We start from the raw sequence: 11839 nt of genomic DNA, 5'->3' as shown, positions 1-11839 counted from the left end.
GCCAGGAGAAGTGCCATGCATTACCTGACCATGTTGCTGGGCAGTCTGTTGTCAATGCTGGGGATCAACGAGCCGCCGGGGCAGACCTCGGTGACGCGCATCAGTGGTGAACACACCCTGCTGAGCCGCACCACCGTGCGCTCCGGTGTCGCCAACTTCCAGTGCCTGCAGAGCGAGAGCGGCAGCTGCTTCTATCAGTTGTACCGTGAGCAATGCGGTGCAGGGCAGGGCATGCAGGTCTGCAATCGTGAGCCGCTGATGGACTTCGTGGTGCTGGTCGGGCGCACCCGGCAGATGAGCAATCTTCCGGAAGGTTTTGCCCAGCAGGTACTGATCCGCAAATGACATCGCCGCGACGGGCGCGGCGATGGGTGAAGACCGTGACTTTGCTCTTGCTCGCTTCTCCCGCGAGCGCAAGAAGGTGCCCCAAGCGGAGCCGATGAGCGGTGCTTCTGGAATCAGAAGGCCGGCTGCAACCTTAAACCGTCATCGCCGATATGGTTGAGCTTTCCGACCAGCTCGGAATGCTGCCGCATGCGGCCCAGCTCACGCATGATGCGGATGTCCTCATGGCGCAGCTCGCGGTTGGCGGTGACGGCCTGCTTGTAATCCAGGACTTCCGGATAGTGTTGCGCCATGTCCAGCGCCTCGGCCACGTCATCCACGCTGTCGGCATCGGAGCTGATGCGCGCGCGGCTGTTGAAGGCTTTCATCCAGCGCTCGAAGCCGGCGGTATGGTCAAACATGTTGGCCATGAACCAGATCACGAACAGGATCGACACCCACGAGCCCAGCACGATCACCACGCGGGTGAAGGTGATGTGGAAATCATCGCGCCATAGGTAGTTGGTGATCAGCCCGAGGATCAGCAGCGAGGACGCCTGCCAGAGCACGATCGAGGCCATCAGCCACTGGCACTTTGCCTGCGCCAGCACCGCGACTTCGTCGCGTATCTGCTGGTCGCTCAGATTCTTCCAGTGATCGACCTGTTTCTCGAACGGCTGGCCATACAGTTCATTGTCCTGCAGCAACAATCCCAAACCCTTGAACAACGCAATCATGTTTAGCTCCTTGCAGTTACCTGGCTGGTACGAGCGACGGAGAAGCGTGAAGCGGTCAGGCGGCTTTAGTTCTAGCACTTTCAGAACGCTTGGCAATGGGGGTTGCGCGAAGGCAGGCGCCGTCGATCACGGATGAACGCGTGGCATCGGCAGAATTTCTGCGGTGCAACATCGTGCAAATGGCCGAATGGAAGAAGGTCGGTGAAAAATCGTGCTGCGCTTGCACATTCCATCAATGCAAGCGTAGGGCGTCTCCGCCTGGGGCGCCGCAACCGCTCTGCGACCAAGGGAGGAAGCGAGTTGCGCGCCGACAACGGTACGATAGCGCCCATGTCGTCCTTGTCCCGTCGTGTTTCCGATGCCGCCACCGCCCAGATCCGGCGTTGGGTCCTTGATGCTTTCCCGCGCAACCAGAGCGGTGTGGACTATGACGCGCCGCCGGGTGACCCGGGCTGGTTCGGCCCGGACAGCGTCACCTGGCGCATTCATTCCGAATTCCCCGGCATGTTGGCCGGTGGCCTGTGCGCGCTGATGCTGCAGCTGCTGCACCCGCGCGCGCTGGCCGGTGTGTATGACCATTCCAACTTCCGTGAAGACCTGGTCGGCCGCCTGCGGCGCACCACCAGTTTCGTGGCCGGCACCAGCTACGCGCCGCGCGCCGAAGTCGACAAGTTGATCGCGCGGGTCAAGCGCATCCACGCGCAGGTGGTCGGACGCTTGCCCGATGGCAGTGCTTACGCGGCCGATGATCCGGCGCTGTTGACCTGGGTGCACGTCACCGAGGCCTATGGCTTCCTGGAGGGTTGCCGCCGCTATTGCCGCGAGGTACCGGAGGCGATTGCCGACCGCTACTACGACGAGTACCGGCGCGTTGCCGAAGCACTGGGCGCCACCGATGTGCCGGCCAGCCAGGCGCAGGTACACGACTACTTTGCCGCGCAGCAACCGCAGCTGCGCATGGATGAACGTTCACGCGAAGTGCTGGAGGTGCTCAGTGCGGTGCGTCTGCCGGTGCCGCTGCCGGGCATGTCGCGTGAGGTGTTCCTGGCGGCGGGTGCGGCGTTGTTGCCGCAGTGGGCCGAGCAGTTGATTGGTCGCAGCCGTGGCCAGCATCTGCAATCGGTGGTATCCGCGCGCATGTTGCGCAGCGTGGCACCGTTGTTCCGCATCGCGTTGAACGATGGCATTTCCACGCGCGCATGCCAGCGGGTGGGGAAGGAGCCGGCAATTCTTGTGCAGTGGCCGGCGTGATGCCTTGATGGTGGGTTGTTGGGTGTGAGGAAGCAGCGCAGAAGCTATCCCTCGCCAACCCTCCTGCTGCTTCCTGCAAAGGGAGGGGGCGCCGGTCCTGCAGGAACTGCCAGATTGCAGCGAAAGCCGCTTCTATTCCTACCCTTTTGTGCAGCGAAGGGGGAGGGTAGGCCCTTGGCACGAACACAAAGGAAAACGGGCGCTCAGGCGCCCGTTTTCCATACTGCTTTCACAGCGCCGATCACCAGACTTTGACCCGCTTGTCCGGTGCCAGGTACAGCTTCTGGCCTTCCTTCACTTCGAACGCCGGGTACCACGCGTCGAGGTTGCGCACGGTCAGGCTGCGGAACTGGCCCGGTGCATGCACGTTGGTCAGCAACGAATTGCGCAGTGCCTGCTCGCGCGCCTTGCTGCGCCATGCCTGGGCAAAGCCGAGGAAGAAGCGCTGGTCCGGTGTGAAGCCTTCCAGTGTCTGTTCCTGCTTGCCTTGCAGCGACATGCGGTATGCATCGTGCGCGGTCGCCAGGCCGGCGACGTCGGCGATGTTCTCGCCGAGGGTCAGGCGACCATTGACGTGTACGCCCGGGAACGGCTCGTAGCTGCTGAACTGTGCGGCCAGTGCATCGCCGGCTGCGTTGAACTGCTTCAGGTCATTGGCCGTCCACCAGTTGTGCAGCTTGCCGGTTTCATCGAACAGTGCGCCGGCATTGTCGAAACCGTGGCTGATTTCATGGCCGATCACCGCACCGATCGCGCCGTAGTTGATCGCATCGTCGGCGGCACCGTCGAAGAACGGCGGCTGCAGGATCGCGGCCGGGAACACGAGGCGGTTTTCCAGTGGCACGTTCATCGCGTTGATGGTCTGCGGCAGCATCGCCCACTCGTCGTGGTTCACCGGCTGGCCAAGTTTGGCCAGGTTGCGCCGGTACTCGAACAGCGAGGCGCGCTGTGCGTTGCCCAGTGCATCGTCACGTTTCACTTCCAGCGCGCTGTAATCACGCCACTTGGACGGGTAGCCCATGCCGACCTTGAGCCCGGCCACCTTTGCCTGGGCATGCGCCTTGGTTTCCGGCGACATCCACTCCAGCGCGTCGATGCGCTTGGCGAAGGCGGCGATGATGTTCTTGGCCATCTCGTCGGCACGGGCCTTGGTGGCGGCGTCGAAGTGGCGCTCGACATAGATCTTGCCGACGGCTTCGCCGATGGCGGTATTGGTGTCGCCCACCGCACGCTTCCAGCGCTCGCTCTGCTGCGGGGTGCCGCTCAGCGCGGTGCCGTGGAAGGCGAAGTGCGCATCGGCGAAGGCCTTGGGCAGATAGGGCGCGGCTTCATCCAGCGCGTGGAAGGCCAGGTATTCCTTCCATGTGGCCAGCGGCTCGGCGCCCACCAGCTTGGACAGGCCAGCTACAGCGGCGGGCTGCCATACGATGAAATCCTGTTGTGCCGACAGACCGGCGCCGTCCAGGAACGCGGCCCAGTCCAGGCCCGGTGCCTTGGCGCTCAGGTCCGCCTGCTTCCAGGCGTTGGCGCCCTTTTCGACGTCGTTGGTCTCTTCCTGCGTGGCGTGGGCGCGGGCGATCTTGATTTCCAGCGCGACGATGCGCGCGGCCTTGGCGGCAGCATCGGTGTCGCCGGACAGCTCCAGCAATTTGGCGACATAGCCTTCATAGGCCTTGCGCAGATCGGCCATGCGGCCGTCCTGCAGGTAGAAGTCGCGGTCGGGCATGCCCAGACCACCCTGCACCAGGTACGGCGCATTGCGCTCGGGCTGCAGCAGGTCGGCCGACACCCAGACGCCGAACAGGTGGGGAGTATAGAAGTTGGTGGCGTTGAGCAGATCCACATCCGCGCGCAGGGTGCCGCCCAGTGCCTTGGCCAGCGCCTGCTTGTCGCTGATGGCGGCGATGGCCTGCAGTTCCGGCTGCACCGGTGCGGCGCCGCGCGCCTCGATGGCCGCCTCGTCCATGAAGGCCGCGTAGTAGTCACCGATCTTGCGGACTTCAGTGTCGCTGGCCTTGGCGCTTTCTTCCATGATTGCGCGGGTGTCGGCCAGGGTCTTCTCGGCGATCACGTTGAAACTGCCCTGGCTGGAACGGTCGGCCGGTATCTCCGTGCGCTTGACCCATTCACCATTGGCGAAGTCGAAGAAGTTGTCGCCTGCCGCAACGCTGCGGTCCATGCCGGCTGCGTCGAAGCCGAAGTTGCCCAACTGTGCTTTGGCGGTCGCGCTGGTGACCGGCGCCTGTGCGGCATCGTCGGTCGTTGTCGGCGCATCCTTGTTGCAGCCGCTGAGTGAAAGTGCGGCACCGATTGCCAGCATCAGGAAGGAGCGTTGCAGGGCCATGGTGGGTTCCAGGTTGAGAGACTGGCCAAGTCTAATCCCGTGCCCGCAGGGATGCAGATGCGGACTCTGGCGTTTGATCGGCCGCGCATGTGCAGCAAAAAAAAAGCCGCTTCATGCTCTTCACGCCGGTAGTGGTTCTGCTGCATGCTGTGTGAGGATTGCTGCTCGTGGTGTCTGGGGAGACACTTGCAGCGCGGTTTCATGCCGGTGGCATGCGCTCGCCCCTTGCTGGCTCCCTGTTACCCATGGTCCTGGATGATGCCTGCCCGCCGCCCAATGAAGCGCTGGAACTACCTGTGACCCGGGTACAGGCTCATCCACTGCGGGTGATTGCCATCGCTGGCGCGCTGGTGGCGGTGCTGTTGGCGGCGGCACTGGCGATGATGCTGTGGAACGACCGCAGCAGCCGGGTTGAAGCGGCACAGCGGCAGAGCATGGCCCTGGCCAATGGCAGTGACCGTCTGCTGCGTGCGCAGCTGATCACCCTGGAGCGGGCGTTGCGTGGCACCGCCAACGATGGCCGTGAGTTCTACCGGCGGGTACCGGACAGGGCGGTGGAACTGCTGGAAGCCAGCATCCACGGGGTGCTGGAGCGCAACCGTGACCTGGCCTCGATCACCCTGGTTGACGATGAGGGCCAACCGCTTTCACAGGGCCATGGCGATCCTGCACTGCGCAGTTGGGTCGTGCCGCAGAACCGGGTGCTCAGTGGCGAGCTGTACGTCGGTGCACTGGAGCAGTTGCCCGAAGGTGCCTGGGTGGTGCGGACGGCGCTGCCCATGCAGCAGGGGCAGTGGCTGCTGGCGCGGGTGCGGCTGGGCATGTTCCAGGACGTGGTCAGTGGCCTGGACGTGGGAAAGGACGGCGTGGCCTCCATCGGCAACCGCTACGGGCAGTTGCTGGCCCATAGCCGCAATCCGACTGCCTTCATCGGTCGGCAACTGCCTTCGCCGATGAAGATTCTGGCGCCTTCGGCCGAGATCGTGCGGCAGGGGATAGTCGAGAGCCCGGCTGACGGGCAGAAGCGCATTGCCGCGGTCAGCGTGCCAACCGACTATCCACTGACCCTGTATACCGCGCTGTCCTACAGGGAGGTGATGTCGCGCTGGTATGTGTTTCTCTATGCCGCGATCGGCATCTTCCTGCTGTATCTGATCGGGCTTGCCTACCTGCTCTACAGCCTTGGCCGCAGCGCCTCGCAGGAACAGCGCCTGAGCGAAGAGCTGCGGACCGGTGCCGCCGAGCTGGAACTGGCGCATGAGGTAGGCAAGGTGGGCACTTGGTCCATCCATGGCGAAGTGCCGCTGCTGGACTGGTCGCTGCTGACCCAGCAGATGCTCGACCTGCCGACACGGGCATCCACGCTGGATGGGTTCTTCCGCCGGGTTCATGAAGATGACCGTGCCTGGCTGCGGGTGATGCTCAACCATGCGCGCGATGGCAAGGGCGCATTGAACGCGATGTTCCGCCTGCATATGGCCGATGGCTCGCTGCGCTGGTTGTCCGCGCGCGGTGACAGGGTCAACAGCCCGGGCCAGTCGCCGCGTCTGGCCGGTGCGGTGGTGGACATCAGCGAGCGGGTGCACACCGAGGCGCGCGCGCAGGAGGCGGAGCGGCAGTTCCGTCTGGTATTTGATCGCAACCCGGCGCCGTTCTGGATCTTCGACCTGGCCACGCTGCGCTTTCTTGAAGTGAACCAGGCGGCCGTCGACCAGTACGGCTTCAGCCGTGACGAATTTCTGTCCATGTCGATCCTGGACGTGCGTCCACCGGAAGATCGCGATGCCATCCGGCGCACGGTGCTGGGTGTCACCAATGGCCAGCCGACGCTGCTGCCCGTGCATCGGCACAAGCGCAAGGACGGCAGCATCTTCCACGTGCAGGCACACGGCGCACGGCTGGAATTCGATGGGCACGATGCCTGCCTGGTACTGGCCGAGGATGTCAGCCAGCGGCTGCGATACGAGAAGGAACTGGCCTACCGTGCCAGCCACCACGCCGGTACCGGGCTGCTGACGGTACGTGGTTTGGTCGAAAAGCTTGATGCCGGCACGGGTGGTTACACCATCGCGCATGTGCAGCTGCGTGGACTGCAGATGATCGCCGACACGCTGGGGCGCGAGGCCGGTGAGGAAGCATTGCGCTCGGTGGCGGTGCGCCTTGGTGGGCTGGCCGCGCGTCATGGCCTGCTGGCGCACCAGCCTGCCGAGGATTTCGTGCTCGCCATACAGAAGCCGGCCGATGTGCAACTGGCGCTGGATGCGCTGCTCGAAGCCGTGGCTGAACCCATCCGAGGGCGCGATACGTTCCATCAGCTGGAAGCGCGCATTGGCGTGGCCAGTAATCCGGACGACGGTGAACTGGCCGAGCAGGTATTGGGCCGCGCCGCGCAGGCCGCACATGCCGCGCGCGAAACCGGCGTCGCGCTGGCCCGTTTCACCCCGGCGATGGCCGCACGCTACACCGAACGGCTGCAGTTGGCCGGGCGTGTGCACATGGCCATTGACCGCAATGAATTCGAACTGCACTTCCAGCCGATCCGCCACGCTGCCGACGGCAGCCCGGTAGCGCTCGAAGCGCTGCTGCGCTGGCCGCAGGCGGACGGCAGCTTCATACCGCCGGGTGATTTCATCCAGTTGTGCGAGGACACCGGCCTGATCATCGCGCTGGGGCGCTGGGTGCTCCGCAGCGCGGCGCGGGCTCAGCAGCAACTGGCGGCGGCCGGCTGGGGCATGCTGCCCATTGCGGTGAATGTATCGGCGGTGCAGTTTTTCAATACCGACCTGGCCAACGAGTTCTCGCGCGTGATCGAGGAGTTCGGCCTGCCGCGGGGTTCGCTGCACCTGGAGCTGACCGAGAGCAGCCTGATGCGCAACCCCGGTCAGGCGCTGCAGACCATGCAGCGCCTGCATGAGCGTGGCATCCATATTTCCCTGGATGACTTCGGCACGGGCTTCTCGTCGATGTCGTATCTGCAGCATCTGCCGCTGGATTCGCTGAAGATCGACCGCAGTTTTGTGGCCGATGTCGAAACCAACCCGCGCAATGCCGCCATCTGCCGTGCACTGCTGTCGCTGGGGCACAGCATGGGCTTGATGGTGATCGCCGAGGGTGTGGAGACCGAAGGCCAGTACGGGTGGCTGGCTGCGCACGGCTGCGACCAGGTGCAGGGTTACCTGCTGGGCCGGCCGATGCCGATGGCGGATGTGCTGGTGCTGCTGGCGACCTTGCGCAGCCCGGGTTGAGCCGTTGCGGCAACGCCGCTCAGGGTGAAACCGATGGCGCGGTGTTGTCTTCCATGCACTCCACCAGGTAGTCGATGAAGCTGCGTACCTTGGGGGCCAGGTGGCTTCGGCTGGCGTAGACCGCATGGATGTCGACGGGCGGGACCTCCCATTCTGGCAGTACCGGTACCAGGCGGCCATCAGCCAGCGCCGGGCCGATGATGAAATCCGGCTGCGCGATGATTCCCATGCCGGCAATGGCGGCCTCACGCAGCACTTCACCGTTGTTGGCACGCATGCGTGGGGTGAAGGTGACGCTGGTTTCGCCCTCCGGCCCGCGCAGGGTCCAGCTGTCGCCGCTGGCCGAGTAGGTGTAGGACAGAAAGTCATGTTCGGCCAGCGCCTGCGGCGTGGCCGGTGCGCCCCGCCGCGCGATGTAGGCAGGCGCGGCGCACAGGATGATGCGCGCCTGCGCCAGCCGTCGGGCGATCAGCGATGGTGAAGGGTTGCGGGTGATGCGGATGGCCAGGTCGAAGCCTTCTTCCACCATGTCCACGAGCCGGTCGGACAATGACAGGTCCAATTCCACCTGCGGATAGCGCGTGCTGTAGCCGGGCAGCAACGGTGCCAGCCGGGTGATGCCATAGCTGACCGGTGCGTTGATGCGCAGGCGGCCGGAAGGCTGCAGCGCCTGCGCGCCAACGGATGCTTCCAGTGCATCGAACTCGGCCAGCAACTGCACGCAGCGCTGGTAGTAGGCAGCGCCGGTGCTGGTGGGGCTGACCCGGCGCGTGGTGCGGTTGAGCAGGCGTGCGGACAGGCGCTTCTCCAGCGCGGCAATCTGCCGGGTGACGGCGGCGGTGGACATGTCCATGGCATCGGCGGCGGCGCTGAAGCCGTTGCGCTCGACCACGGCGACGAATACACGCATGGCATCGATCGTGTCCATTGTTTCCGCTTCCGAAATAAAACGTTGTTGTTGAGGTTATTTGTTGCCGCCCAAGCGCGCAATAAGCTTGCGGGCATGTTCTCTATCTCCCAAGAGGCAACCGCCATGCGCCATCTGCCCTCGCTCTACATTTCCCATGGTTCGCCGATGACTGCACTGGAGCCGGGCCAGGTAGGGTCGCGCCTGGCTGAGTTGGCTGCGGGCCTGCAACGCCCGCGTGCCATCGTGATGGCCTCGGCACATTGGCTTGCGCGCACGCCGTTGGTGTCGAGCACCGCCGCGCCGGAGACGATCCACGATTTCGGTGGTTTCCCCGACGCGCTGTACCAGCTGCAGTACCCGGCCCCGGGTGCACCCGAGCTGGCACAGGACGTTGCCGAGCGGCTGCAGGCCGCTGGCCTGAAACCGGCCGTCGACCCGAACCGTGGGCTGGACCATGGCGCCTGGGTGCCGTTGCGTTATCTCTACCCGCAGGCGGACATCCCGGTGCTGCAGGTTTCGATCCAGCCGATGCTGGGCCCGGCGCATCAGTTCGCGATGGGCCGGGCGTTGGCGCCGCTGCGCGAGCAGGGCGTGCTGCTGATCGGTTCCGGCAGCATCACCCACAACCTGCACGAGTGGCGCAACTACCCGCAGGGCAAGGAAGCGCCGTACGTGCGGCCCTTCATCGAATGGGTGGAGCAGAAGCTGGGCGCCGACGACATCCCCGCATTGTTCGACTATCGCCAGCAGGCGCCGTTTGCGGCGCAGGCCCATCCCACCGATGAGCATCTGCTGCCGCTGTACTTCGCGATGGGCGCCGCCGGCTCCGATGCCCTGGGGGCCACACGCATCGATGCCGGCATCGACATGGGTTTTCTGGCGATGGATATCTACCGCTTCGACGGCGCGCAATGAGGCCTTGATTGTCTTGTCCCGTGCCTTTGGCGCGGGACATTGCCGTTGCGGGATTGATGTGCGCGGCGGGGGGGGGCGTGCTCTGCGTTTGTTCCATTCGCGTACCGAAAGGGTAGAGGATGGCGGCAGCGCGCATCAGCGACGCCGCATTGATGGCGTGCTGTGTTAATTTTTTCCGGTCTCCGGCGCAGGCCCTTGTCTGGCTCTGCACGCGCCCGTTTCTGGAACAAGCATGCACACGATCGAAGTCGTCCTGGCGATGCTGGTGGCCGTTGTCGCCAGCGGTTACCTGGTAAGAATCCTGCCGTTCTCCCTGCCGCTGCCGTTGGTGCAGATCGGCCTGGGTGCGTTGATCGCCGGGGTGTTCAATCGCGGCCATGCGCTTGAGCCGGATATGTTCTTCCTGTTGTTCCTGCCGCCACTGCTGTTTCTGGATGGCTGGCGCATTCCCAAGCAGGGCCTGTTCCGCGACAAGGGCGCGATTCTGGAACTGGCGTTCGGCCTGGTGGTGTTCACCGTGGTCGGTGCCGGCCTGCTGATCCATTGGTTGATCCCGTCCATGCCGTTGGCGGTGGCCTTTGCGCTGGCGGCGATCATCTCGCCGACCGATCCGGTCGCGGTCAGCGCCATCGCATCACGGGTACCGATTCCCAAGCGGCTGATGCACATCCTGGAAGGCGAGTCGCTGCTCAACGATGCCTCCGGCCTGGTCTGCTTCCGCTTTGCGGTGGCGGCCGTGATGACTGGCAGCTTCTCGCTGGCCGAAGCCTCGCTGACATTTCTGTGGGTGTCGGTGGCTGGCCTGGCCATCGGCGTGGCGGTGACCTGGGGCGTGTCCGCGTTCCAGCGTTGGCTGTGGCACGGTTTCGGCGAGGAGCCGGGTGCGGCGTTGCTGGTCAACCTGCTGATCCCGTTCGCCGCCTACCTGCTGGCCGAAGAGCTCAACGCTTCCGGCATCCTGGCCGCCGTGGCCGCCGGCATCACCATGAGCTATGTCGAACAGACCGGCCGCATCAGCGGCAGCATGCGCGTGCAGCGCAGTGCGGTGTGGAACATGGTGCAGTTCACCTTCAACGGCATCATCTTCGTGTTGCTGGGCGAGCAGCTGCCGGGCATCGTCGAGCGTGCTATCCAGTCGATGGAACTCAGTGGCCAGCACAGTGCGTGGTGGCTGGTGGTGTACGTGCTGGCCATCAACGCCATGCTGGTGGTGATGCGGCTGGCCTTCGTGTGGTTGTCGCTGCGCTGGAGTCTGCTCAAGGCGCGCATGCGCGGCGAGAAAGGCACGCATACGCCGGGGCGGGTGGTGCTGGCGATGTCAGTGGCCGGCGTGCGTGGCGCGATCACCCTGGCCGGCGTGTTGACCCTGCCGCTGATGGTCCCGGGCGGTGAGCCGTTCCCGGCACGCGACCTGGTGATCTTCCTGGCGGCGGCGGTGATCCTGGTGTCGTTGGTCGGCGCCAGCCTGTTGCTGCCGCGGCTGCTCAAGGGCCTGGAACTGCCCAAGGACGACACCGGTCGTCGTGAGGAAGATCTGGCCCGCAGGATTGCGTCCAAGGCCGCACTGGCAGCGGTGGAGAAAGCCCGGCAGCAACTGGTGGAAGGGCAGAACACCACCAACGTGCAGCTGTACAACGACGCCGCCTCGCGGGTGAGCCTGCTGTATCAACGCAATCTTGAAAAAGGCCAGGGCCCGGATGAAGACCCCGAGCAGGTCAAGCGCATGGAAGAGGCGTACCGCAGCCTGCGTGCGGCCGGGCTCAATGCCGAGCGTGAAGAGTTGTTCCGTCTGACCCGGCGCGGACAGATCTCAGACGAGATATCGCGCAAGCTGATCCGCAATCTGGATCTGCTGGAAAGCCGGAAGCGGGATTGAGGGTGGGTGGGGAGCTTTTCAGGAGCTTTCCCTCACCCCAACCCCTCTCCCGGGCTTTGAGATCATTGCGCTCAGCGTCCTGCCGCCGCGCAGTCCGCACGTTAGCAATAGTAGGCGGCGATCCGGAGTTGCTGCTCGGTCAGCTCCGGCGGCGGGAGAGGGATGGCCGACTGGATCTGGTCGCGGACATTGGTGAGGTTGTGCAGGCGCTTGGAAGCCGCCATGAGCCCGGAGTTG

General features: G+C 64.7%; 8 protein-coding genes. 5 read left to right on the top strand and 3 right to left on the bottom strand.

All coding sequences use genetic code 11. The annotated features are described in order from the left end of the window. Positions 1-15 precede the first annotated feature (15 nt). Positions 16-345 carry a hypothetical protein gene (locus ABB26_RS17060; RefSeq protein ID WP_057635920.1) on the top strand — a complete coding sequence of 110 codons (330 nt, stop codon included), beginning with the start codon at positions 16-18 and terminating at the stop codon, positions 343-345. Positions 346-458: 113 nt separating this feature from the next. On the opposite strand, the gene ABB26_RS17055 is transcribed toward ABB26_RS17060, so the two are convergent. After that, positions 459-1061 carry a hypothetical protein gene (locus ABB26_RS17055; RefSeq protein WP_057635919.1) on the bottom strand — a complete coding sequence of 201 codons (603 nt, stop codon included), beginning with the start codon at positions 1059-1061 and terminating at the stop codon, positions 459-461. Positions 1062-1391: 330 nt separating this feature from the next. On the opposite strand from ABB26_RS17055, the gene ABB26_RS17050 reads away from it, so the two are divergent. After that, positions 1392-2312, top strand: a complete 921-nt coding sequence (locus tag ABB26_RS17050; RefSeq protein ID WP_057635918.1) for an oxygenase MpaB family protein — start codon at positions 1392-1394, stop codon at positions 2310-2312. 241 nt (positions 2313-2553) lie between these two features. Here the strand turns inward: ABB26_RS17050 and ABB26_RS17045 are convergent, their stop codons facing one another. Beyond that, positions 2554-4656, bottom strand: coding sequence for a M13 family metallopeptidase (locus tag ABB26_RS17045; protein WP_057635917.1), 2103 nt, complete (start codon positions 4654-4656; stop codon positions 2554-2556). 245 nt (positions 4657-4901) lie between these two features. On the opposite strand from ABB26_RS17045, the gene ABB26_RS17040 reads away from it, so the two are divergent. Then, positions 4902-7901 (top strand): bifunctional diguanylate cyclase/phosphodiesterase, encoded by a 3000-nt coding sequence (locus ABB26_RS17040; protein ID WP_057635916.1) that lies wholly within the window; start codon positions 4902-4904, stop codon positions 7899-7901. 19 nt (positions 7902-7920) lie between these two features. Here the strand turns inward: ABB26_RS17040 and ABB26_RS17035 are convergent, their stop codons facing one another. Beyond that, positions 7921-8829: a LysR family transcriptional regulator gene (locus ABB26_RS17035; RefSeq protein ID WP_057635915.1), complete on the bottom strand. Its 909-nt coding sequence runs from the start codon at positions 8827-8829 to the stop codon at positions 7921-7923. Positions 8830-8934: 105 nt separating this feature from the next. Between ABB26_RS17035 and ABB26_RS17030 the strand changes: the two genes are divergently transcribed. Both ABB26_RS17030 and ABB26_RS17025 read left to right on the top strand, forming a co-directional pair. Then, positions 8935-9726 (top strand): DODA-type extradiol aromatic ring-opening family dioxygenase, encoded by a 792-nt coding sequence (locus ABB26_RS17030; RefSeq protein ID WP_057635914.1) that lies wholly within the window; start codon positions 8935-8937, stop codon positions 9724-9726. Positions 9727-9958: 232 nt separating this feature from the next. Beyond that, complete coding sequence (locus ABB26_RS17025; protein WP_057635913.1) at positions 9959-11602, top strand: Na+/H+ antiporter; 1644 nt, start codon at positions 9959-9961, stop codon at positions 11600-11602. Positions 11603-11839 lie beyond the last annotated feature (237 nt).

The sequence above is a fragment of the Stenotrophomonas humi genome (assembly GCF_001431415.1).
GTDB lineage: Bacteria > Pseudomonadota > Gammaproteobacteria > Xanthomonadales > Xanthomonadaceae > Stenotrophomonas > Stenotrophomonas humi.
This window is presented reverse-complemented; position numbering and strand designations above follow the sequence as displayed.